The sequence below is a fragment of the Microvirga antarctica genome (genome assembly GCF_017921815.1).
GTDB lineage: Bacteria > Pseudomonadota > Alphaproteobacteria > Rhizobiales > Beijerinckiaceae > Microvirga > Microvirga antarctica.
The window spans coordinates 105894-129704 of the sequence record NZ_JAGEMM010000003.1 but is presented as its reverse complement, the minus strand read 5'-3'; the positions used below and the strand labels follow the sequence as shown (position 1 = coordinate 129704).

The following is a 23811-nucleotide window of genomic DNA, read 5'->3' as shown; positions in this document are numbered from 1 at the left end:
CCCTTCGTGTCAGAGGGTCGGGGACGGTGACGCGATACCGAGTTCGGCAGCGAGTTCGGCAAGTGGCCGCAGTACCTCGTTCCCGAGGGGAATCCCGATACGGCGCCTCTCCGATTCGGTGGAACCGCTGCGCTCACCCGGATAGGTCACTTCTTCGACACCCTCGGCAGGCGGGAGTGCCTTCAAACGGCCGATTGCCGTTTCCATGCGCGACTCGAACTGGCCGAGAGGCATAAACGCCTCGATTTTCATCACAAGGAAGAAGTGACCGACATCTGCCGGGCCAGTAAAGTCAACATTCCAGTCGCGCACCTCTCCCGCAAAGCCCGAACCGGCCAACACACCCGCGAGGATGTCCACCATAAAGGCGATGCCCGAACCCTTTGCGCCTGCGAACGGGAGCATGAGGCCACGCAATGCGGCTTCGGGGTTGGTGGTTGGCGCACCTTCGTTGTCGAGCGCCCAGCCTTCCGGGATGGCTCGCCCTTCCTGGGCGGCTCGACGTATGTGCCCACGAGCCGCGACGCTTGCCGCCATATCGAGCGACCACGGGGAGTATCGACCGGCCGGAACTGCGAGAGCGAATGGATTGGTGCCGAAAAGAGCCGCCCGGCTCCCGTGCGGCGCGAGCGAGGGCGCACCGGGCGACATCGCGATAGCGACACAGCCGCGGGCCGTAGCTGGCACCGTGTAGACCGACGCCGCACCGAAATGATTGCTGCGTCGCACCGTTGCGGCGCCGATACCCAGGGTATCGGCGGCCCGCATGCAGGCTTCTACTGCGATGCTTGCGGCAACCGGGCCCATGGCGTTGTCCCCGTCGACGATCGTGCTGAACGGCATCGGAGAACTTGAGCGAATTTCCGGCCGAGGGTTGATCAACCCGGCGCGAATGCGTTTTAGGTAGGCCGGAATGCGCGCGACCCCGTGCGTATCGATGCCCCTCAAATTTGCTGACACGAGAGCGCGGGACACTACGCAGGCATCCGTAAGAGGCATCCCGGTACTGGCAAAGCAGCGCGTCCCGAAATTCTCGAGGTCTGATTCGGTAAATCGTCGCAAGGGAGCCTCCGCGTGGCGTCTCCGACCGGCCAGTGAGGCCGATCTTTTGCTACATTGCGATACTCAAACGGTGGGCTCGATACGGCTGATGGCGATATCCTCTTCCCCAAGGATTTCCGCTTTCGTGTAGCGTCCGCTCGCCACACTCAACGTAAACTCGAGGAGGCGCCTGCCGGCAACCTCAAGCGTCTCGCCCTGCAGCATTGGTGACACATCCACGTCGACGTTATCGCGCAATCGTTCGGCAGTCCGCGGATTTCCCGTGACCTTGACGGTCGGCGCGATGAGATTGCCCATGATATTCATCTGCCCGGTCGAAAACAGAATGATCTGCGCTCCGCCTGCCGCGAGACCTGTCATCGATTCCGCCGCTGGTGCAGCTGTGTCCATGACGTAGAGCCCTTTTCCTTCCGCAGGGGTCGCATAGTCGAGGACGCCCTGAATCTCAGTAGTGCCACCTTTGATGATCGCGCCGAGTGACTTCTCCTCGATCGTTGTGATCCCGCCGCGGATGTTATCCGGCACTGGATTCGCGCCACGGATATCGACTCCGCGAGCTACAGCGCTGTCCTCGATCCGGCGTACGGCAGCCCATATTTCGGCGCTGATGGCCTCGGTCTTCGCACGCTTCACCAAAACCTGCTCGGCGCCCATCCATTCCGAAGTCTCCGACAGATATACCGTGCCCCCGCTCGCGACGACCTGGTCGGCAACGTAGCCAAGCGCAGGGTTGGCGGCGATGCCGGAGGTCGTGTCGGTCCCGCCGCATTCGACGCCGAGCACAAGTTTCGACAGGGGCACGAATTTCGCACGCTCTGCGCTGGCCGCTTCCACCATCGGAATGAGCTTGCGGATGCCAGCGGCCAATGCCTCCACGGAGCCGCCTATATCCTGAACGGAGATATGTTCGACCGGCTTTCCGCTTTCAGCGATGGCGGCGGCTACCTTTTCGGCAGAGACCCGTTCGAGGCTGATCACAAGAACCGCCGCAATGTTGGGATTGGCGGCCAGGCCCACCTGCGTACGGCGATAGAGCACGTCGTCGGCGCCGAACTGCCCCCGGCCATACCAGACCGGGATAGGCAGCGTGCCCTTAACCAGCTGCGCCAGATGTTTCACAACACCATTCACATTGTCCATCACTGCCAGAATTGCGACATGGTTGCGGATGCCGACCGAACCATCCGGGCGCTCAAAGCCCCAAAAGCCAAGCTCGCTCATGACGCGCTCCCCCTATCGCCACGTCCGCGCTGGCTCTCGACATTATGGGTATGGACACACGCCCCCACCGCGATGTCGCCTCTGGCAAGGCCGATCGACTCGCCGTACTTCAGAATGTCCCCTCCATCGGCGATCGAGACGAGAGCCACCTTGTGTCCGAACGGAATAGTCTCAGTTGCAACAACGGATCGAGACGGTGACTCGACGCTCTCGCCCGGCGCTATGTCGCCGATGGCCGTCGCCACATTATCCCTTTCGTCCAGTACAATAACCCTCGCCACGACGTCCCCACTTCCTGTTCCGTACAAACTTCGCGATGCCTAGGTGCCGGTTAAAGTTCAAAAAATCGACCAACGACACAGCCTCTGTCGCTGTCCAACGGTTCGAGTCGAACACATCAATCGGCTGACGCGATCGTTTGTAACGTTTTCATCGCAAATCGCGATAATCGTCCTTGCAAATTAATTGAGGGCCGTCAATCATTGCGTTGTTGCAATGACAACACCGAAAACAACGCAGGCTCAAGCCCTAAAATCGAGCGATGCGTGCGGGGAGACGCGATGACCACAAGACACGCCAATTGGGTTTTCCTGGCAGGGTTCATTCTTGTTGGAGCCTTCTATGTCTACGACAGCTTGGTTGTAGCAGCCAGCAACGAAGGCGCTGGTCTTGGTCCAGTTAAATTCCCCATCGTCCTCGGATTGATGCTGATCGCGCTATCTCTCGCGGATGTCTTCGTTTCTGTCCGGAAACGCGACGTGGAGGACGACGAACTCCTTGAGGTGAGAAACGCAGAAAAGCTCCTCATGACAATCATTCTGACTGGGCTGTACTTCACCGTCTGGTCCGTCACCGGGCAATTCTATCCGACCACAGCCATCTTCTTTTTCGTCCTGGTGATGCTGTATCAGCCGAATCGCACGCTGCGAACGGCCGCAACTGTCGCCGTCGTATCGGCTCTATTCACAACAGCTCTCTACCTGGTGTTCGGCCTCGCGTTCAGCGTCCAGATGACCTGACGACGATTGCAGATTGGTGTCGTCATGGATTTTTTGTCTTACGATTTCACAAGCCTTTTCTCGGCGGCGAACCTCATCGCAATCGTTTTCGGGACATTGGTTGGCCTGATCATTGGCGCCCTCCCCGGTTTGGGCGCGACGGTCGCAGTCGTGCTCCTTCTACCTCTCACATACTCAATGGAGCCTCTGGCATCCATCCTGTTGCTGATCGCCGCTTACCAGGGCGCAGAATATGGTGGGTCGATCTCGTCAATTGTGCTGGGGATCCCCGGAACCCCCGCTGCCGTCGCCACTGTTCTCGACGGCAACGCGATGGCCAAGAAGGACATGGCCGGCAAGGCATTGGCCTACTCGCTCTCCAGCTCGACGATAGGCGGGATTATCGGAGGTCTCGTACTGTTGTTTCTCGCGGTGCCCTTGGCGAGACTTGCCGTGCGCTTCTCCGATCCGGAGTTTTTCCTGATCGGTATCGCGGGCCTCCTTGCTGTTGCGGCCCTCAGCTCCAAGAGCAAGCTCAAGAGCGCAATTTCGGTGGTTCTTGGCCTAATGGTCGGTACCATTGGACTGGACACGTTTACAGGTGCGTTGCGTTTCACTTTCGGCAGACTCGAGTTGCTAGAAGGTGTCGGAATGATTGCATTACTGACCGGAATGTTTGCGTTCTCCGAGATCTTTTTCATGATCAGCAATGATCTCGACAAGCGCTATTCGGCGGGTTCGAAAAAACTTAGCACTGGTCTCACTTGGCCCGAATTCTGCGGGGTTTTTCGCAGCACCATGATTGGTGGAGCCATCGGTTCGGTCGTAGGGCTTTTTCCGGGAATGGGCGCCGGTCCTGCTTCCTGGTTCGCCTATATCCACGCAAAGCGGTCGTCGCGTTTTCCGGAGGCGTTCGGTGAAGGCAATCCGGACGGCATCGCCGCCCCCGAGTCTGCTAACAACGCCGTCGTAGGCGGCAGCCTTGTTCCGCTTCTCGCGCTAGGCATCCCCGGATCGCCAGCGACAGCCATCATTCTCGGGGCATTTATCATCCATGGAATTCAGCCAGGGCCCAATCTCTTCACCAATAGCGCGGACTTGGCAAAGGGTTTGTTTTACGGGTTTCTGTTGACGACCGTTGCGATGTACCTTGCAGGCCGCATGGTAACCAATCTGTTCGCCCGTGCGCTGACCGTCCCGAATAATTACCTGATTCCGGTTGTCCTGGTACTGTCCATCGTCGGGATATACGCCTCAAAGGGGTTGTACTTCGATTTGTGGGTGGCACTCGGGGTTGGCGTGCTTAGCTACTTCCTGAAGAGACTGCACTACTCACTGCCATCTTTTATCCTGGCCTTTATCCTCAGCCCGATCATCGAGGAGAGCCTCAGACGTTCAATGCTTCTTTCCGATGGGAGCTATTCGATTTTCGTCACACGACCATACGCATTGACGATCCTTCTCATGATCATCGCCTTCATCGCGTTCTCTCTCTGGGGAGTTCGTAAGCGCTGGCTCGCGGCCTCGGATTAGGGTCCGCCGACTGCAGATGCGCTGCCGGTCGGAGCGCGCGCTCCGAATAACTTCAAGGGAAAAACGACAATGTCACAAACGCAGGATGTGAGCATCGCTCTCCCCCGTCGTCGTATGAAGATCACAAAGGTCGAGCCGATCAGTCTTTACGTTCCGATCGAAGACGAGATCGAGGCTCCCGTCGCCGTGCCGCACGCGGCAGACCTCACGGACATAATCTTCAGCGGCTATCGCACGACGCTAGTGCGCATCGAAACTGATTGCGGATTGACGGGCGTGGGAGAGTGCATGGTCAGGCTTGCACCTACCGCCACGCGGGCGATTATCGATGACATATCCGCCATCCTTATCGGCCGGGACCCGCTCGATCGCGAAGCAATCTGGGAACTACTCTTTGGCATCATGATGAATCGCGGCCACAACCGGGGTATGTTTGTGGAGGCGATCAGTGGCATCGACATCGCGCTCTGGGACTTGGCGGGAAAATTCCTCGATCTACCACTCTACACGCTGTTAGGCGGGCGCCATCATGAAAGGCTGGCGGCCTATGCGTCGTCACTGCGCTTTCGCGCGCGAGATGAAGTGATCGCTCAGGCACTCGACTTTAAGAAACGCGGCTTCCAAGCCATGAAGATTAAGATCGGACGCAATCTCGAGAAGCCTCAGGCTGACATCGAGTTCGTCGCGGCCATAAGAGAGGCAGTCGGCCCCGACGTTCGGCTCATGGTCGATGCCAATTGCGCCTACAGCGAAGATCTCGCGACCGCACTCCAGGTTGGCCGTGCGCTGGAGAAGCTCGATATCTTCTGGTTCGAGGAGCCAATCGCACCGAATGACATCGAGGGCTACGTCCAGCTAGCCTCAGCGCTCGACATCCGCATCGCCGCGGGGGAAGCGGATTTCATGTCCTTCGGCTCGCGAGAATTCTTCCGGCGCCGCGCCATCGATATCGTGCAGCCGAACATCTCGCGCACGGGTGGAATAACTGAGGCGCGCCGGATCGCTGCCATGTCACGGGCGTTTCATATCCCGTACGCGCCCCATACGGGAAGTTGTTCGGCAGTCTGCTTGGCAGCAACCCTTCAGTTCGCCGTATCGCTTCCGAACTTCTTGACGTTTGAATTCATGCAAAGTGACTGGTCGAAATCGCAACCCAATCCCCTACGCCACGACCTCCTCCTCCATCCGGTTGAAAAGCTTGTCGATGGCTTCATGGAAGTGCCGGAGCGCCCCGGCATCGGCGTGGAACTCAACATGGACATCGTTGACCGCTACCGTATGGCCTAACGTGGTTTTCGCAAGGCGGATTCGCTTCTCCTCAGCCGAACGATCGAGGAGCAGGCATCGTAAATCGACGGTATGCCGCATGAAAGAGACTGGCGGCCGTCGAGAAGGGATTTAGAGTTGTTGACGATGCAGTGGGCGCGCACCAGTCCAGGAGTTTTCCTCTGCACGGCTGTGGCTGCCGTCGCGATTGGCTTGCAAGGACTTCAGGAAACACTGACTGCGCGGCCCTGGGTCGAGGCTCTTGTCATTGCGATCCTTCTTGGCACCGCGGTAAGAACGTTATGGACGCCGAGCCAACGATGGCTGCCAGGCATTGGCTTCAGCGCAAAGACACTTCTTGAAATCGCCGTAATGCTCCTCGGAGCCTCCATCAGCTTTCAAGCAGTTGCGCAAGCGGGAACAGAACTCTTGTTCGGCGTGGCGTTGGTCGTCATCCTGGCGATCGCCGCAAGCTATTCTCTCAGCCGTCTTCTGGGCCTGCCAAAACGTATGGCTGTCCTTATTGCCTGTGGCAACTCGATCTGTGGAAATTCCGCTATCGCGGCTGTCGCGCCGGTAATTGGTGCGCGGAGCGAGGATGTCGCCTCGTCGATCGCTTTCACCGCCATCCTCGGCGTCGTCGTTGTTCTAGCTCTGCCCCTTTTGGTTCCGCTGTTAAGTCTTACGGAGATCCAGTACGGAGTGTTGGCTGGTCTAAGCGTCTATGCCGTACCGCAGGTGTTGGCGGCTACGATGCCAGTCGGCATTGTCAGCACTCAGATCGGGACTCTCATCAAACTCGTACGAGTCTTGATGTTGGGCCCTGTCGTCATCGCACTGTCCCTGATCATGGGAACCCGCACCGAGGTGAGGGCAGGATTCTCGCTCAATCGCTTCGTGCCTTGGTTTATCTCGGGATTCCTGGCCTTAGCCGCATTGCGGTCAGCGGATTTGATACCCGACATAGTCCTGGCTGCTATTGTACCTGCCGCAACATTGCTGACCATCGTATCGATGGCGGCTCTCGGGCTCGGCGTTGACATCAGAGTTCTCGGCCGCGTCGGTGGACGGGTAACCATCGCCGTAACGCTGTCGCTCATGATCCTTGTGGGAATTAGCTTGGGACTGATCGCCGCGCTCGGCGTGGCCTGACGGTTACCTGATTGCGATTGGCGTGGCCGCTGCTTCCGGCGCAGGCTCACGTGCATCGCCGGAGCGATCTATCACGTTACGATCCGCTCTCTCAAGGCGCACTGGCAAGTGGCCGCCAGGCGTGTAAACCACGTCTAGCGGTGCATTGCCGTTTCGCACGCATTCTCTGCGCGTGTCCCTAGACCATGTTGACTCGCCGAAAAGACACTGCGCCGATGACGCGGCAAATGTCCTACTACTGAGCTAACAGGCCTTTCTTTGCGATGGTGGCTGCCAGATATTCCTCCCTCCCTTTCGCCTTGTGGACCAGCGGGTTTCGCGATTTGCGTCGACAGCCAAGGACACATGTTCTGATGAGGGCTAATTGAAAGCTGGCTCGGCATCAACGTCGCGAGAATGAGCTGCCGGTAATTTCGCTCCAAGCGCCAGGTCGAATTTGTAATCTGCGGCCGGGTCGTGATGCGGTGCGGCTCGAAAATAATTCCGGAGCCATAACACGATCTCGCGAATCTCGCCTAGACATCCTAATCGATGCGCAAGTTCTTGGAATAAGGTGGGCGGCGTCCGAAAGCCCAGGCCGAGAGCTATCCGTGTGATTGTATAGATCTTCGGCAGGAGAAAATGCCCGTGGCTTCTAGGGATGTCGGCGTTTGCACACTTGAGGGGCGATCCCGAATGCCTCCTGAGTCACGGGCGCCAGATGACTTCTGCCGCAGTAGCGAGCTGACCAACAGCAGGCTACTGCTGCGGCTTGATGCCGACGCTTGCGCCGCCTATAAAGCAGAAGCTTTTCCTCGGGATGAGCATTCCCTTTTTTTGGAGAGATCCGATGAATAACGGTGCCGATTCATTGCCTGTTTCGAGAACTCTTTTGGGCCTTTTCTGGCCAGCCCGAAACGACGTTGGCTTTTTGGCGCTACGCGCAATGGTTCTGTTGGCGCTCGGTTCCGCCCTCCTGACGGTCTCGGCCAAAACCCAGGTGCCACTTCCTTTCGTGCCAATGACAATGCAGACAATGGTGGTGCTGTTGATCGGAGCGACCTATGGTTCCCGCCTTGGAGCGGCGACGATCGCGCTTTATCTGCTGCAAGGCGCGCTTGGCATGCCGGTTTTCGCCAATACCCCTCCAGTGATCGCGGGCCCGGGATATTTCGCTGGGCCGACAGGCGGTTTCTTGGTTGGGTTTCTGGCAGCGGCGTGCGTCATGGGATACATGGCGGAACGGGGATGGGACCGCACTCTCGCGCGCGTTGCAGTGATGATGACCCTCGGGCACGCAGTCATTCTTCTCGCTGGCTTCGGCTGGCTCTCTGTTCTGCTTCCGGTCGCCGAGGCATGGAGTGTCGGCATCGTCCCGTTTATCGCCGCAACGATCGTCAAGACGGCACTTGCCGTTGCGCTGATGCAGGCGGCTTGGTCTGTGATCGGTCGAAGCAAAAGGACAATCTGAGCGGTGACGCCCGGCCTCAACGAAAAGCCGCCCGCGAGGGCCTCTTTTTGCTGTGATGCGATGCCGCGCGGAGCATTCTTCAAATACTCGGGCGTTAGCGTAAAAGTACCGACATGCGCAGCCGCATCCCGGACCAGGGCGGAGCCCACCTCGAAGGGGGCATGCAGCCACTTGTGCCTCGAGCGCGACGTGGGCCGAACGGCTCGTGGCGCGCATCGACGCGATTGCCGGCTCAAGGGCTGAGGTCGTGGTGCACATTGTGGCGGCGCTCGAGGCTCACGTTCCGTTCAACGAGGCGCGGATTGCGCGGATGAGTGACCCTGCCGGGCTGAACGCGTGGGCGAATTATCACCTCGGGCTTGGCCATCTCTACCGTTTCACAACGGCCGATACGGCTCTTGCGCATGTCTGCTTCGAACGAGCCCTCACGGCCGATCCGCAATTCGCGCGCGCCTATGCAGGACTGTCTTTTACCAGCTCCTTGAGGCCTTGTTGCGCCTAACCGACAATCCCGATGTGGCGGCTCGCAACGCGCGGCGTCGGCTGTCGCCGCAACCGATGCGGTGGTTACCCAAAATCCAGATGTCGCCCGGCTTGGCGTGAGGCTTGGAGGGGACCGGTGGGATGACGTCGTCGGGATCGTTTTGCCCACCGAGCGTCACATCGAGCTCACCGGTGGAGAAGCCGAGAATGGTCAAGTCCATATGGAAATCTAGGGTCGCGAGTGCGGCGAGCTCGACCTCAGAAGGTCGAGGTCCCAGCGGGCCCCAAGCGCGATCTTGTTGTCCGCCAGTCGCAAGGCCCTCGCCTGTGCCTCGGTCAGTCCCACCGGCGCGATGGTCGGCACGTCGGCCAAGCCCATTGCCTTGGCTGCACGCAGACGCCCGTGCCCGGCGATGACCACGCCTGCTGGATCGATCAGGATCGGATTGGAGAACCCGAACCCCCTGATCGAGGCGACGATCTGCTCGATCTGGCCTTTCGCGTGCGTGCGAGCATTGCGGGGATCAGATTTACTAGCCGAATTAGTTGTAGTCGGGGAGCTAAATCCGAGTGCAATCGGCGCTGGTCCTTGGTTTGCCCCCCAAACCCTAGACCTCCGCGTCATTTCCCCGTACCTCCGCACGGTCACCCACAGGACGGCCTGATCCGTCCCTGCCGCTTCGGAGCCTCCCATGCCGTTTGCCGTCTGGCGTCTCGTTCTTCTCGTGGCGATGCTGTGCCTGGGCCGAAGCGGGGTGGCGGAGGCACGAGAGTTTCATCAGCAGTTCCAGGCGGCCTACCTGATCAACCCCGATCTCACCTTCACGGTGGTGACGACCCGGGATATCGAGGTGCTGACGGACCAGGCGGTGGCGGAATACGGGCAGCTGTCGCAGACCTACAGCCCCGATTTCGAAACCCTGACGGTGCTGGAGGCCTGGATCGATCAGCCTGGCGGCGCGCGCGTGACTGTGCCGGCGGCCAGCATCTTCACCCGGCCGAGCGCGGCGTCCCGCGATGCGCCGGGCTTCGTCACCTCCGACACGCGCACCATCGTGTTTCCGCAGGTCGAGAGGGGCAGCCGCCTTCATCTCAAGACGCAGCAGATCACCGCGCGCATTCCACTCACCGGGTTCAACGCCATCCTGACCGCGTCGGCGGGCGGCAGCGTCGCGATCTCCGCCACGTTCAGCGCGCCGGCCAGCGTGAAGCTGACCTGGGGCCGGCGAGGCGGGTTTGCGGTGACGGACAACGTCCAGGATGGCACCCGCACCCTGTCCGTGCAGTTCAGCGAGGATCAACCCGGCGCGTTGCCTGAACCGCACATGGTCTCGATGCTGGACATCGAGCCGATGTTCATCGTCACCACCCTGCCGGGCTACGAGGCGCTGGGCGCATTGTATTTCGCGCAGAATGCCGGCAAGGCCGACGTGACGCCGGCCGTGCAGCAACTGGCCGACCGGATCGCCGCCGGACGCACCGGCCTTGCGGCGGCTGAAGCCGTCTATGACTGGGTGGCGGGCAACATCCGCTATCTGGCAGTGTGGCTCGATCCCGATGCGGGGTTCGTGGCTCATTCGGCCGATGCGGTGATCGCGGCCGGCTACGGGGATTGCAAGGACCATGTGGTGCTCATGCAAGCCCTGCTGTCGGCGCTGGGCATCCGGGCCGAGCCCGCTCTGGTGAACTGGGACAGCCGTATGACGCTGCTGCCGCATTGGTCGGACGCCGCCTTCGACCACGTGATGGCCTACCTCCCGGATTTCGACCTTTATGCGAACCCGACCAACGCCTATGCGCGGTTCGACGCCCTCGATATCGGCCTGTCGAACAAGCAGGTGGTGATCGCCAACGCCACCGGCGAGATCCGCCGCACGCCGATCTCGACGCCCAGCCAGAACCGCTACACCTTCGCGTCCTCGGTCGCGCTGGCAGCGGACGGCACGCTCACCGGCCACACCCGCATCGGCATGGCGGCCCGGGTCGATACCAGCATGCGCCGGGCAGTGGCCGACGCGCGCTCGCCGGAGGATCTCGCGAGCCGCCTCATCGCGCTGACGCCCGAGGGCGGTTTCGGCGGGATGCGCACGCCCGATCCCCGCCAGATCGACCGTCCGTTTGCCGTCGAGGGGGAGTGGACGAGCCCGCACGGGGTGGTCATGACCGGCGAGACGCCAGCTTTTGCGGTGCCGGTGGGGCTCGATTTCCTGCCCTATACCACCTTCCGGCAATATCTCGCCGCCGACGGCCAGCGCCGCTATCCGATCATCATCGGGGCGGCGGAATCGACCTGGACCACCGATCTGACCTTTCCGCAGGGGGCGAGCGCGCTCTCCGTGCCGCCGGCGATCGCCCTGACGAACGCGGCGGGATCCTATGCGGCGAGTTACGCCTCGACGGATGCGGGCCTGCGCGTCCGCCGCCACCTGATCATCAACAAGGATGTGTATGCGGCCGACGAGTATCCTGAGCTTCAGGCTCTGCTATATGCTTTCATCGACGACGCGCGATCTCCCCTTTTGATGACGAAACCCTGATTCATGACGATCCTCTCCGTCCGCCACGTCACGACCTACCGCTACAAGCGGCCGGTCTCCTTTGGCGAACACCGCATCATGTTCCGGCCGCGGGACAGCTACGACCAGCGGCTGATCCGCTCGGAGATCGAGATCGGGCCGTATCCAGGTTCGCTGCGCTGGATGCACGACGTGTTCGGCAATTGCGTCGCGCTCGCCCGCTTCACCACGCAGGCGACCGAGCTGCGGTTCGAAACCAACATCACCCTCGATCACGTTCCGGCCAACGCGCCTGACTTCCAGATGGAAGATTATGCCCGCACCTATCCGTTCTCCTACAGTTCGGAGGAAATGCCTGACCTCACCCGGCTGATCGAACCGCAATTCCTCGATCCCGACCGAAGGCTGCATCACTGGGTGCAGCGCTTTCTCAAGCGCGGTCGCGTCAACAGCACCAGCGAATTGCTGATGACCCTGACCTACGGCATCAAGGAGAGCTTCACCTATGCGCGGCGCGGCGAAAAGGGCACGCAGGACCCGTTGACGACGCTCAACCTGCGCAGCGGCACCTGCCGGGACTTTGCCGTGCTGATGATGGAGGCGGCGCGCTCGCTGGGGTTCGCGGCCCGCTTCGTCTCCGGCTATATCTATAGTCCGGGCGACAGCGCCGAATCGTATCTTGGCGGCGGGTCGACCCATGCCTGGTGTCAGGTCTACCTGCCGGGCGCCGGGTGGGTCGAGTTCGATCCCACCAACGGTATCATCGGCAATCGCGACCTGATCCGCATCGCGGTGGCGCGCGATCCCCGCCAGGCGATACCCCTGTCGGGCACCTGGGTGGGACACCCCGACGACAGCCTCGGCATGAGCGTGGAGGTCCATGTGCGCGAAGAAAGTGCACTGCAGTCCCCCTCTTGGCTGTAAAAATCGGCTTTTTGCGGCATCAAGCCGTAACAAATTCGCCAGCTCAAGCGTTAGGGTTGCTGTCTGTCAAAGGGAAGGCACGCGATGAAGATCAGAGCCGGGTTCACCATCACCCTTGGATGCACCGCCCCGACTCCTTTTATCTTTCTGCTCAACGTTCATCCCAGCCGTGAGCCGGATCTGATCACCGCCGATCGCATCGACGTGACGCCGGATGTGGACGCACAGGCCTATCGCGACGGGTTCGGCAACCGCTGCCTGCGGCTGGTGGCGCCCGCCGGCGAGATCACGCTGCACAGTGATTTTCTCATTGCCGATACCGGGCGCGAGGATGAAGTCGATCTCTCGGCCCCCCAGCACGAGGTCAACGACCTTCCGCCCGACGTGCTCGTCTATCTGCTGGGCAGTCGCTATTGCGATACCCAGCATCTGACCGAAATCGCCTGGAAGTTGTTCGGCGGCACAGCGCCCGGCTGGCCCCGTGTGCAGGCGATCTGCGATTTCGTGCATGAGCGCATCCGTTTCGACTACATGCGGGCCGATTCATCCCGCACGGCGTTCAACGGCTATACGGATGGCGAGGGCGTGTGCCGGGACTTTGCTCATCTGGCCGTAACACTGTGCCGCTGCATGAACATTCCGGCCCGCTACTGCACCGGGTACCTGGGCGATATCGGCATTCCGGCGGTGGACGATCCGATGGATTTCAGCGCCTGGTTCGAGGCCTATCTGGGTGGGCGCTGGTACACGTTCGATGCCCGCCACAACACGCCGCGCATCGGGCGCATCCTCATGGCCACCGGCCGCGACGCCACCGACGTCGCCCTGTCGACGGGCTTTGGCGCATCCCAGCTCGTGCGATTTGATGTCATCACCGACGAAGTCATCGACTGATCGGGAGCAACGCCTTCTGAGGACCTTCAACCCAAGAAAAAAGGCCGCCCTTGCGAGCGGCCCGAAGTTTAGGGAGGAAACGCCCAAGAAGGGCAACAACACTGCGACGCCAATCGCCGTGCTGCACTGCAATAAGTAGTTCCTGCCTGAACCTTTTGCAAGATGAAAAGGACAGCACCTCTGCCCTTTTTTTGCTCTTCGAAGCGGTCTGACGCTTGACGCGCCGGCGTCGGCAACTGCCCCGCCGCTGCGCTAAAAGATTCATGATCGCGGCACTGCCGCGACTTGCGAGAGTCATTCGGTGTCACACGATGCACTCCCTCCACGCGACAGGCGTCCTCTGTTACTGCGAAATATTATTGCAATAAATTTCGCGGGGACGGGCTGGACAGTTTTGAGGCGGGCGCGTGAGCGCCGCTTCCCTTTGCGATTGTGGCGAAACGAAAATTTCCCTTCGGCGTTTAGTCCCGACGAAACAGGGCAGTTCCTTGCTCCTCTCTCCCTCCGGCTCGATGCGACGCCCCCATCGACACCGCGTGGCGGGGGCAGATCGGACGCTATTGAACCCTTTGGAATGGCGTCGAAGCGCCGAAGCGGAGCCGACTATGATCTCTGAAAGACCGGGCGTTTCAAAAGCCCTCACCGGCCTTTCAGGTCTTGACGACATCCTGTCTGGCGGCTTGTCGCGCGGCCACGTGTTTCTGCTCGAGGGCAGCCCCGGTACCGGCAAGACAACCATCGCCCTGCAATTTCTGCTCGAAGGTGCCCGGCGCGGCGAGTCGGGCCTCTACATCACGCTTTCGGAGACGGCGCGCGAATTGCGTGAGAGCGCCGCGTCACACGGCTGGTCGCTCGACGCGCCGATCGAGATCTTCGAGCTGGTTCCGCCCGAGAGCCTTCTCGATGGGGATCAACAACAAAGCCTGTTGTATTCCTCCGATCTCGAGCTGGGCGAGACCACCAAGGCGATGTTCGAGGCGATCGAACGGTCGAAGCCCAGCCTGATCGTGCTCGACAGCTTGTCAGAGATTCGCCTGCTGGCGCAGAGTTCGCTGCGCTACCGTCGCCAGATTCTGGCGCTCAAGCATTATTTCGCGCGTCACGGTTCAACCGTTCTCATGCTGGACGACCTGACGACCGACGCCAATGACAAGACCGTCCACAGCGTGGCCCACGGCGTCATCCGGCTGGAGGAAATGGCGCCCGATTACGGCGCGGAGCGTCGGCGATTACGCGTGATCAAGTATCGCGGCCAGGCGTTTCGCGGCGGGTACCACGACTTTGTGATCGCCCATGGGGGCATCCAGGTCTTCCCGCGGCTCGTCGCCGTCGAGCACAAGACCGGATTTACCCGGGATGTGCTGAAAAGCGACATCCCGGAACTGAACGCGCTGTTGGGCGGAGGGATCGAGCGGGGATCCAGCACACTTGTGCTAGGCCCGTCGGGTACAGGAAAATCGCTTTTGGTGCTGCATTTTGCAGTGGCGGCGATCGGACGTGGGGAGCGCGCCGCGTTGTTCATCTTCGACGAGGAGCTGGGACTGCTGTTTGCCCGGGCGAAGAACCTCGGCATCGATCTAGCGGCCCTTGTCGAGACGGGAAACCTCTTCATCGAGCAGGTCGACGCTGCCGAAATGTCCCCGGGGGAGTTTTCCCAGAAGGTGCGGACCTATGTGGACGGCAAGGAGGTGCGTACAGTCGTGATCGACAGCCTGAACGGCTACGAAGCCTCGATGCCTCAGGAGAAGTTTCTGATCCTGCACATGCACGAACTGCTGCAGTATCTAAACCGCCAGGGCGCCACCACCTTCCTCACTGTCGCCCAGCACGGACTTGTGGGCGACATGAAGGCCCCGGTCGACATCACTTACTTGGCCGACACCGTGATGCTGCTGCGCTATTTCGAGGCATTCGGTCGGGTCCGGCGCGCCATCTCGATCATCAAGAAGCGCGCCAGCGCCCACGAGGACACCATCCGCGAATACCGCATCAGTCGGCGCGGCATCAGCATCGGAAAACCTCTGGATGGATTCCAGGGTGTGCTGCGCGGCGTGCCCAACTACATTGGGCACGATCATCCGTTGCTTGAAGAACCCACCGCTTGATGTCGCCCATCGATCCTCACTCGATCCGCGCCCTGATCTTCGCCCCGCGCGGGCGGGATTCCGAGGTGGCCTGTGGTGTATTGGGGGAGGCGCTCATCTGCGCGTCCGCCTGCAGCGACCTGTCGGGGCTGCTGACCGAAATCGAACAGGGCGCAGGCTTGTGCGTCGTGACCGACGACGCGCTGGTGACATCGGACCTGTCGCCGCTTTCGGCGTGGATCGAAAGGCAGCCCGCGTGGTCAGATTTTCCTTTTATCATCCTGACCCAGCGCGGCGGCGGCGTTGAGCGCAACCCCTTAGCCGCGCGGCTGTCAGAGGTGCTCGGCAATGTGACGTTCCTTGAACGTCCATTTCATCCCACCACCCTCGTCAGCGTTGTGAAGGCGGCCTTGCGCGGGCGTCGGCGCCAGTATGAAGCGCGCCGCCGGCTCGAACAGGTGCGGCAGGCCGAGGACCGGTTGATGGCGGCGCTCGCGAAGGAAAAACGCTCGGCCGAGCACCAGCGTCTCCTCATCAACGAATTGAATCATCGGGTGAAGAACACGCTTACGACCGTTCAGTCTCTGGCGGCCCAGACCCTGCGAACGGCGAAGACCAGCGCGGAGGCCGGCGAAGCCCTCGAGACGCGTCTGCTCGCGCTGTCGCGCGCCCACAATGTCCTCACCCATGAGAACTGGGAGGGCGCCGAGCTCACGGACGTGGTGTCCGAGGCACTGGCGCCCTACCGGGGCGCGCGCGACGAACGTGTCAGCTTTACGGGTCCCAATGTGCGCCTCGCGCCAGGAATGGCACTCGCCCTCGCCATGGCGCTCCATGAACTGGCCACCAACGCGGTCAAGTATGGGGCCCTTTCGAACAACGCCGGGATGGTCGATATCGTGTGGAACGTGCTCGACGCGCCGGCGGCTCCCCGACTGGCCCTCAGCTGGACGGAAAGCGACGGCCCTCCGGTGACGCGCCCGACGCGCCGCGGGTTCGGGTCGCGCCTCATCGAGCGCAGCCTCGCCCGTGATCTGGATGGCGCCGTGCATATCGACTTTGCGCCTCGAGGCGTCATCTGCACGCTCAACGCCCCGCTTGCCTAAGGCCCGTGCCAAGGCAAGAACGGCAACGGCCACCGCAACGAATCACGGTGGCCGCAGACAGACTGGATAATGTTTTCTTTAACGGACGATCTGAACGATACGGCGGGTGCCGGGCTCGACGAGAACGGGCGTGTTGTTCACGACCGTGTAGCGATAGCCCTGAACCTTGTAATCAGCCGGCACTTCGTAATAGGTCACGCCCTGCTCTGGCAACACCGCGCCGACCCTGACATCTTCCGAATAGGCATAAGACGGCGCCTTCTGGGTGACGACGTATTCGCGGAACTGGGGCTGCTGCTGCTCGGCGATACCGCCGACGATGGCGCCGCCCACAGCGCCGACGACCGCGCCGATCGGTCCGCCGACAACGGCTCCGCCGACAGCACCCGTGGCCGCGCCGGCAGCGACACCACCGGACTGGGCAAATGCACCGGTGGACGCAAAGCAGACGAGGGCGGCGGCGGCGAGGATGATTTTCTTGGACATTGTCGTCTCCTAAGGGAACACATGCATTCCTGAGGCGACAACTGTATAGAGAAGTAAAAGTTTCCCTTGAATAAAGTATTTTCTCTTAATTTGCGTCGGATAATTTCATTAACGGCGTATGAACGCACCGTTAATCCCTGAATCACAGCCCATCAGCAATATGGGCCCTGAAGTGCTGGGTCACCATTACATCGTTTGAACTGTCACGAAGACGATGGTGAACGCTGTCGTTGATAGGACGAACATGGCAAGCGACCTGGCGAACGACGGAAGCCGCTCCGGAGATGGTGTCTGAATGTGCGGCATCGGCTGACCTGTGAGGAGAGATCATGAGGGGAATTTCAGTCTGCTTTCTGAATTCCAATGAGACGTCAAGGTTCCCTGCTGCCGGGCTGAAGATCACCCGTTTCACGCAGGTTTTCCATTGCGGCGCCCCTGCCGCGACCATTCAAGCGCGAGTACACGATCGATGACGGACGACACGGAGCTTCCTGCGGCCAAACTCGGCTCCCTGAGCCGGTATGTGCAGGATCATCTGGGAGAGCAACTGCGCGCGGCCTACGGCGACCCCGACACCCAGCGGGTTCCACGGCCGCTGGCGCAGCTGATCGCCCGGACGAGCCAGATCATCAGAGCCCATCAGGAGCCGGTCAGTCAGACCTTCGTCGACGGCATCATGGCCAGCATTCCATCGCTGCGGGCCTTTGCGATCTCGCTGACGCGCAACATCGACCGAGCAGAGGATCTCGTTCAGGAAACCGTGCTGCGGGCGCTGAGCCGCCGGGAAGGCTTCGAGGAGGGGACCAACATGCAGGTCTGGCTGTTCACAATTCTCCGGAACAGCTTTTTCACCGCCCACCGGTCGAAGGGCCGCGAGGTGGAGGATACCGACGGCCAGCATGCGGCAACCCTCGTCACCATTCCGGACCAGCACGACCGGCTGGTGATCAAAGACCTCCAGGCGGCGCTTGCCCAATTGTCGACCGAGCAGAGGTCCGCCATCATGCTCGTGGGGGCGGATGGCCTCACTTACGAGGAAGCTGCTCAGGCGCTCAATTGTGCGGTGGGAACAGTGAAGAGCCGCGTCAACCGGGCGCGCAGCAGGCTTGCCCTGCTCATGGGCGTGACAGACGACGGAGTGGGCAACTCGTCCGCGGTTGGCACTTAAGGCCCCTTGGTCTCATCCGCCTGGCGCATGAGAAAAGCAAAGCCGGCGCGAAAAAACCCGCGCCGGCTTTGGAGATGACGATCAGGCTTTGACTTTGGCCTTCTTGGCGGCAGGCGCGCGCTTGGCTTTCGCCGGGGCACCGATCACGCTGTCGCTGGAAACAGTCTTGGGCGACACGACCTTCTTGCGGATCTGACCAAGGCCGAGGCTTTTGGCGAGATCGGAACGACGCTTCGCGTAATTGGCAGCAACCATCGGGTAATCGGAGTGAAGGCCCCACTTCTCGCGATATTGAGCGGGGGTCATTCCCAAGATGCCAAGGTGACGCTTCAGTGTCTTGTAGGGCTTGCCGTCCTCGAGACTGAAGATGAAGTCAGGCGTGACTGACTTCCGGATGGCCACAGCCGGCTCTTGCTTGGGCGGTGCTGGCAGCGCCGGGGCATTCAACTGGTGAAGCGCCGCATGAACCGACACGATGACTTCGGCAAGATCGCCACGCGCCACCGAATTGTTTGCCACATAGGCAGAAACGATGTCGGCGGTGAGTTCAGTGAGATCGGGCAGCTGCTGTTCGAGCGGGTTCATCGTATTTCCAAGTTTATCATCGGGACAGGAATGCTACATCTTCCAATCACGGCATCCGGTCAAGCCGTTGGCGGACCGCCATATCAATTATAGTTATCCTCGCCACGTTGAGCATTCGACCGCAGAACCACCCGTCAGCGCCTCAACCCGAAGAACATTTGTCTTCGGCCAGACGGGAACAGGCCATCGGGCACAGGGCAAGTCTCGAATTGTTCTAAGCCATTTTGCGGAAAGTCGTGGCCAACAACTGTCTGTCACAAAGGCGGCGCCGATGTCTCGGCACGACTTTCCGGACGCGTATCCGCATCGAATCATCCCCGAGATTACGTCGCTCAGCCGCCTCGGCCGCGTCCGGCCGGCCGGTTGGGGCCTCCATGCCCGCCCCTGAGGCAGGGGCTCGACGGCCGACGGACGCGCCGCGCGGTCTGGGCAGTGGCTGCTCTTAAGGGGCGGAGGCGAGCCTGAAGAGCCGTCCCGCGCGTGTCTTCTCTTGACCTTGCTGCCAAACACTGCACGGTATAGGGCGTCACGCATAGATAAGGGCTTAGAGACATCAAATGGCGACTGGTACAGTGAAGTGGTATAACGACCAAAAGGGCTATGGCTTCATCCAGCCCGATACCGGAGGCAAGGACGTGTTCGTTCACGTCAGCGCTCTGGAACGCGCCGGCATGCGCGGTTTGGTCGAAGGACAGAAGATCTCCTACGAGGTCGAGCAGGACCGTCGGTCCGGCAAAGAGTCCGCCACCAATTTGCAATCAGCCTGAATAACGCCGCAGACGCCGGCCTGCTGGCGTCCCGCGCTCAAGCCGCCCTCCGGGGCGGCTTGAGATGGCTTGGGGTCTGGACCGCCTAGCCGTCTCGCCACCGTCCGGTCTCGGTTGCCGATTGGGAGCCACTGCCTCCCGTCCAGCACCGCTCAGGGCATCCGCCGGAGCCCTTTTTCATCATCCCTACTGTGCCAAGCGGCAAGCGCGCGACACCATGCGGGTCGGCACGCCGACGCCGACCCGAAAGCGGCGGAACCGGACCTCAGGCGACAAGCTTTATGCTGGGCGTGCCGATGGTCCCGACGACGCGGGCCCTGACCCGGCGCGCATCGCCCGGAAGATAGGCGATAGGGATATCTTCGGCGTCCACCAGCACCACCGTGTCCATATCCGCACCGGCCTCGACGGCCCGTCGCGTTGCAATGTCCTGGGCAGCCGCAAGTGCCGCCTCCCGGGTCAGGCCTGAGAAGACCTGATCGACCTCTCCCGAGACCTGGGCCATGGCCGCACCGAGCGCATTCGCGACGCCCGCATGCTCAACGTGGATGACCTCGCTCACACCGGCAAGCCGATCCGGCACGAGGAATGCGCCTCCGCCCACAACGATGATCGGCATGTCGCCAGCCGATGTCTTCATCCGGTCGACGCCGTCCTCGATCATCGCGTGGATGGCGGCCAGATGGTGTTTGACCTTTGCCGGGTCGAGATGTCTGACCCGGTCGCGGTCACCGATCTCGACGAGGCCGGCCGCAACCGCGATGTCCGTCGTCGTGAGTGTATCGCCGCCGAAGACCAGGGCCTTTTCGGTGATTCGGTAGCCGACGCTGCGCGGGCCGATCTTGCCGGTGAGCGGATCGATGATGGTGCCCCCGCCCAGCGCCATCGGCAGCAGGTCGGGCATGCGGAAGAGTGTGCGCACGCCGCCCACTTCCACGATATTGTTGGCCTCGCGCGGAAAGCCGTTCACCAGGCAGCCGATGTCGCTCGTCGTCCCGCCCACGTCGATGACCATGCCCTCGTCGCGACCCGACAGAAAGGCTGCGCCCCGCATGGAGTTCGTCGGGCCCGAGGCGAAGCTGTAGACCGGATTGGCGGCTGCCACCTCGGCCAGCACCACCGTGCCGTCGTTCTGCGTGAGGTAGAATGGCGCCACGATGCCGACGCTCTTCAGCGCGTCGCGGAAAGCCGCCACGGTATCCTTGCCGAGACTCTGAAGGGAGGCGTTGAGCAGCGTGACGTTCTCGCGCTCGAGAAGGCCAATGCGACCGAGGCGGTGGGACAGGGTGATGCGCGCGCCGGGCACGATGGCGGCGACGATCTCGGCCGCTTCGAGTTCGCATTCGGATGTCAGCGGCGAGAACAGGGCCGTGATGCCCACCGCGGTGATGCCGGCGTCGCGGATACGCAGCGCGGCATCGCGGATGGCGTCCCGATCGAGCGGGACAAGCGGGCGGCCGTCATATTCGTGGCCGCCGCGAACCATGAAGATCAGCGGATCGACGCAATCGCGCAGATCGGCTGGCCAGTCGACCATGGGCTTGAGCGAGGCCGAGGCTGGCAGGGCGATGCGGATGGCCGCGACCCGGTCGAGACGGGCGCGCTCGACCACCGCGTTGGTGAAATGGGTCGTGCCGATCATCACCGCGTCGATGTCGAGCGGAGTATCGCCTTGTTCGGCGACGATGCGCTGGATGCTGTTGACGACCCCCGTCATGACGTCCGAGGTCGTGGGCGATTTGACGGCTCCCAGAACTGTCGTCTTGTCGATCAGGACCGCGTCCGTATTGGTGCCGCCGACGTCGATGCCGATGCGCTTCATGCTGCGAATACCGATTTGAAATCAAGGTCGTAACCGAAAGCCCTGGGGCCCACATGCTCCAGGCCTTTGGGGGTGAGAAGAACGCCAGGCGCCGGAAGCGCGATCACGGTGACGCGCTGGCCGTAGCGCAGCGTCTCGGTGCCGATCGCCTCGCCCGACACCGTGTCGAGCACGCAGATCAGATCCGGCGTCATGACGATGGCCTCGCCATCCTTGAAACCGACCGCCCACTCGTTCTGGAAGGCGAGCTCGAGCTTGCTGCCGCGATCCGTGTCGAGCCCGTCCAGCGTGGCCGTTCCGCGCAGGAACCCGCCGGTCGTGCGGCGGTCCATGTCGGCGACCTTGCCCTTGAAGACCACCTGCCCGCCCTCATGGCGGAGAACCGCCGCGATCGGGTCAGCATGAGCCGCACGCGCATCGAGCACGGCGCGCCCGAGCGCTGTCGCCTTTGTAACGGTGTGCAGCACGCCCCAGTCCTTGACCTCGCGGCCCGTCCGCGGCGCTTTGCAGGTGGCAGACGTCGAGCCGACCTCCGTGCAGACGGTGCGGGAGATGCGCTCCATCCATTTCCAGGACGGCGTGCGCGCCACCACGACCTCGTTGTCGCGGCAATCGACGAGGCTCAGCGGGTACATTTTGAGATCACCGATGGCAAAGCTCGTCATCTGCGCCTCGGGATAGGCGCGGCCCATGGCGTCGGCATCGACCACCGGCAGGTCGAGAAGCGCGCCAGCCAGAAATGGCGAGAGCGCGTTGCCGCCGCCGATTTCGACGCTCATGATCGCGCGGAAGCGCTTTCCGAGATAGTCTTCCATGACCTGGACGGCGCGGGCGAGATGTGCCGGATCGACCAGGCGTTCCTGTCCGACCAGCGGCGCACCCATCTTCGAGACGACCGCCACATAATCCTCATCGTCGAGGTCGAGCGGATCGATCAGCCGGCAGAACTTTCCGTCCGCATAGAGCTGCTTCAGGTTAAGCTGGGCCAGATAGGGGCTGCCGCCGCCGCCGGTGCCCAGAATCCAGGCCCCGATGGCAAGCGGATCGATCTCGTCCGCCGCGAAGTCACGGATCATGGTGTTCCCTCCCATAAGGATTGGAACGGTAGCCTCAAGGCGGAGCAGCCGAAATAAGGGTCTGCACCTAATCCCTGCACCACAGAAGCAATCGATGCCGGTGTCGCACCGGGTTGTCCCTGCCCTCGCGGTCGCGCTAGAGATTGAAGCACAGATGACAGAGACACGACATTGACCGCGGGGCGATGAGCATCCGGACCTCACCAGAGCCTACCCTCCTCCGTGTCGCATTCGTCACCGTGGGGCAGACGCCGCGCATGGACGTGGTGCCGGAGATCCTGACGCATCTCGCCCTGCCCATCGCCGCCACCGAATTCGGGGCGCTCGATGGCCTGACGGATGCCGAGATCGCCGCCCTTGCACCGGTGGGGGATGAACATGCGCTCGTGACACGCCTGGCCGATGGCACCGATGCGGTCGTGTCCAAGCCGCGCGTGGGTGAGCGACTGGCGCAAATCCTCGCAGGCTTCGCGCCGCACGACTTCGACCTCGTGGTTATTCTCTCGACCGGCCTGTTCCGCGAGTTCGAAAGCCGGTGCCTGACGGTCAATGGCCAGCGGGCGATGGAATCCGGCGTCATGGCGCTCGCCGCCCACGGGGGCGCTGTCGGGATCGTTCAGCCGCTCGCCCAGCAGGTCGACGAGATCGAGGTCACGGCCCTGTCGCCCTATCGAATCTTTCTCAGCCATGCGGCCCCCGGCGACCGCGAGGCGCTGGCCGGCGCCCTGATCGATCTGGCCGAGAGCGAGATCATCGTGCTGAATTCGGTGAGCTTCAATGAGGCGGACCGCGCCATGGTGGCGCGCGCGAGCGGCAAACCGGTCGTGCTGGCGCGCCGCATCGTCGCCGGGGCGATGCGGCTTCTCCTCGACAGACGGCCCCAACCGACGCGTAGCTACGACACCTCGCCGATCCTGGCCGAGCGCCTGCAGCGGCTCACGCCACGCGAACGGCAGGTGCTGTCGCTGGCGGCCGAAGGATTGTCCAACAAGGCCATCGGACGCCAACTCGGCATCAGCCCGAAAACCGTCGAAATCCACCGTTCCAAAGTCATGAGCAAGATGGAGGTGTCCTCAACCGGCGCCCTTATCCGCCTCGTTGTTTCGGCCGAACACCCGGAATTGTGAGGCAGTTGCCCGATTTGAGGGCATGCCTTCCATAGGGGCAATTCCCTATAGCTGAACCCTGAAGCCAGCCGTTAGCCTGCGGCCTTGGAGA

General features: G+C 61.8%; 22 protein-coding genes. 14 read left to right on the top strand and 8 right to left on the bottom strand.

Annotation, left to right across the window (positions count from 1 at the left end):
- Window positions 1–9: 9 nt before the first annotated feature.
- The 3 genes from J4G32_RS11800 to J4G32_RS22180 form a co-directional block, all read right to left on the bottom strand.
- Window positions 10–1062 (bottom strand): Ldh family oxidoreductase, encoded by a 1053-nt coding sequence (locus J4G32_RS11800; RefSeq protein ID WP_210492859.1) that lies wholly within the window; start codon window positions 1060–1062, stop codon window positions 10–12.
- A 63-nt stretch (window positions 1063–1125) separates the two neighbouring features.
- Complete coding sequence (locus J4G32_RS11795) at window positions 1126–2283, bottom strand: UxaA family hydrolase (protein ID WP_210492854.1); 1158 nt, start codon at window positions 2281–2283, stop codon at window positions 1126–1128.
- A complete protein-coding gene (locus tag J4G32_RS22180) occupies window positions 2280–2528 on the bottom strand; it encodes a UxaA family hydrolase (protein ID WP_425515516.1) in 249 nt (82 codons plus the stop codon). The genes J4G32_RS11795 and J4G32_RS22180 overlap by 4 nt, the downstream gene beginning before the upstream one ends.
- Window positions 2529–2843: 315 nt before the next feature.
- Here J4G32_RS22180 and J4G32_RS11785 point away from each other — a divergent pair, with 315 nt between their 5' ends.
- From J4G32_RS11785 to J4G32_RS11760, 6 genes are all read left to right on the top strand, one after another.
- Window positions 2844–3302 (top strand): tripartite tricarboxylate transporter TctB family protein, encoded by a 459-nt coding sequence (locus tag J4G32_RS11785; RefSeq protein WP_210492843.1) that lies wholly within the window; start codon window positions 2844–2846, stop codon window positions 3300–3302.
- A gap of 24 nt (window positions 3303–3326) precedes the next feature.
- The gene (locus J4G32_RS11780; protein WP_210492836.1) at window positions 3327–4814 is read left to right on the top strand and encodes a tripartite tricarboxylate transporter permease; all 1488 of its coding nucleotides are present in this window, start codon (window positions 3327–3329) and stop codon (window positions 4812–4814) included.
- Between the two features lie 69 nt (window positions 4815–4883).
- Window positions 4884–6101 carry a mandelate racemase/muconate lactonizing enzyme family protein gene (locus tag J4G32_RS11775; protein WP_210492814.1) on the top strand — a complete coding sequence of 406 codons (1218 nt, stop codon included), beginning with the start codon at window positions 4884–4886 and terminating at the stop codon, window positions 6099–6101.
- A 126-nt stretch (window positions 6102–6227) separates the two neighbouring features.
- Window positions 6228–7232: a YeiH family protein gene (locus tag J4G32_RS11770; RefSeq protein ID WP_210494198.1), complete on the top strand. Its 1005-nt coding sequence runs from the start codon at window positions 6228–6230 to the stop codon at window positions 7230–7232.
- Between the two features lie 829 nt (window positions 7233–8061).
- On the top strand, window positions 8062–8682 hold the full coding sequence (locus J4G32_RS11765; RefSeq protein ID WP_210492807.1) for a biotin transporter BioY: 621 nt from the start codon (window positions 8062–8064) through the stop codon (window positions 8680–8682).
- A gap of 205 nt (window positions 8683–8887) precedes the next feature.
- Entirely contained in the window at window positions 8888–9184 is a 297-nt protein-coding gene (locus J4G32_RS11760) for a hypothetical protein (protein ID WP_210494438.1), read from the top strand.
- Between the two features lie 210 nt (window positions 9185–9394).
- On the opposite strand, the gene J4G32_RS21790 is transcribed toward J4G32_RS11760, so the two are convergent.
- The gene (locus J4G32_RS21790) at window positions 9395–9790 is read right to left on the bottom strand and encodes a ParB/Srx family N-terminal domain-containing protein (protein WP_246505013.1); all 396 of its coding nucleotides are present in this window, start codon (window positions 9788–9790) and stop codon (window positions 9395–9397) included.
- 67 nt (window positions 9791–9857) lie between these two features.
- On the opposite strand from J4G32_RS21790, the gene J4G32_RS11750 reads away from it, so the two are divergent.
- From J4G32_RS11750 to J4G32_RS11730, 5 genes are all read left to right on the top strand, one after another.
- Window positions 9858–11702, top strand: a complete 1845-nt coding sequence (locus tag J4G32_RS11750) for a DUF3857 domain-containing protein (RefSeq protein WP_210492797.1) — start codon at window positions 9858–9860, stop codon at window positions 11700–11702.
- A gap of 3 nt (window positions 11703–11705) precedes the next feature.
- Window positions 11706–12605, top strand: coding sequence for a transglutaminase family protein (locus J4G32_RS11745; RefSeq protein WP_210492793.1), 900 nt, complete (start codon window positions 11706–11708; stop codon window positions 12603–12605).
- Window positions 12606–12689: 84 nt separating this feature from the next.
- Complete coding sequence (locus J4G32_RS11740; RefSeq protein WP_210492784.1) at window positions 12690–13499, top strand: transglutaminase-like domain-containing protein; 810 nt, start codon at window positions 12690–12692, stop codon at window positions 13497–13499.
- Window positions 13500–14104: 605 nt separating this feature from the next.
- Entirely contained in the window at window positions 14105–15604 is a 1500-nt protein-coding gene (locus J4G32_RS11735) for an ATPase domain-containing protein (RefSeq protein WP_210492775.1), read from the top strand.
- Window positions 15604–16689: a sensor histidine kinase gene (locus tag J4G32_RS11730; RefSeq protein WP_210492768.1), complete on the top strand. Its 1086-nt coding sequence runs from the start codon at window positions 15604–15606 to the stop codon at window positions 16687–16689. The genes J4G32_RS11735 and J4G32_RS11730 overlap by 1 nt, the downstream gene beginning before the upstream one ends.
- Window positions 16690–16767: 78 nt before the next feature.
- Here J4G32_RS11730 and J4G32_RS11725 read toward each other — a convergent pair whose 3' ends face one another.
- On the bottom strand, window positions 16768–17175 hold the full coding sequence (locus tag J4G32_RS11725; protein ID WP_210492762.1) for a DUF1236 domain-containing protein: 408 nt from the start codon (window positions 17173–17175) through the stop codon (window positions 16768–16770).
- A 469-nt stretch (window positions 17176–17644) separates the two neighbouring features.
- Between J4G32_RS11725 and J4G32_RS11720 the strand changes: the two genes are divergently transcribed.
- Window positions 17645–18343: a sigma-70 family RNA polymerase sigma factor gene (locus tag J4G32_RS11720; protein ID WP_210492757.1), complete on the top strand. Its 699-nt coding sequence runs from the start codon at window positions 17645–17647 to the stop codon at window positions 18341–18343.
- An 81-nt stretch (window positions 18344–18424) separates the two neighbouring features.
- On the opposite strand, the gene J4G32_RS11715 is transcribed toward J4G32_RS11720, so the two are convergent.
- Window positions 18425–18928: a Ros/MucR family transcriptional regulator gene (locus tag J4G32_RS11715; RefSeq protein ID WP_210492750.1), complete on the bottom strand. Its 504-nt coding sequence runs from the start codon at window positions 18926–18928 to the stop codon at window positions 18425–18427.
- Window positions 18929–19485: 557 nt separating this feature from the next.
- Between J4G32_RS11715 and J4G32_RS11710 the strand changes: the two genes are divergently transcribed.
- A complete protein-coding gene (locus tag J4G32_RS11710; protein ID WP_150945255.1) occupies window positions 19486–19695 on the top strand; it encodes a cold-shock protein in 210 nt (69 codons plus the stop codon).
- A gap of 265 nt (window positions 19696–19960) precedes the next feature.
- Here J4G32_RS11710 and J4G32_RS11705 read toward each other — a convergent pair whose 3' ends face one another.
- Both J4G32_RS11705 and J4G32_RS11700 read right to left on the bottom strand, forming a co-directional pair.
- Entirely contained in the window at window positions 19961–21517 is a 1557-nt protein-coding gene (locus J4G32_RS11705) for a hydantoinase/oxoprolinase N-terminal domain-containing protein (protein WP_210492734.1), read from the bottom strand.
- The gene (locus J4G32_RS11700) at window positions 21514–22593 is read right to left on the bottom strand and encodes an S-methyl thiohydantoin desulfurase family protein (RefSeq protein ID WP_210492729.1); all 1080 of its coding nucleotides are present in this window, start codon (window positions 22591–22593) and stop codon (window positions 21514–21516) included. The genes J4G32_RS11705 and J4G32_RS11700 overlap by 4 nt, the downstream gene beginning before the upstream one ends.
- A 185-nt stretch (window positions 22594–22778) precedes the next feature.
- Here J4G32_RS11700 and J4G32_RS21785 point away from each other — a divergent pair, with 185 nt between their 5' ends.
- Window positions 22779–23720: an AroM family protein gene (locus tag J4G32_RS21785; protein ID WP_246505012.1), complete on the top strand. Its 942-nt coding sequence runs from the start codon at window positions 22779–22781 to the stop codon at window positions 23718–23720.
- The last annotated feature ends 91 nt before the right edge of the window (window positions 23721–23811 follow it).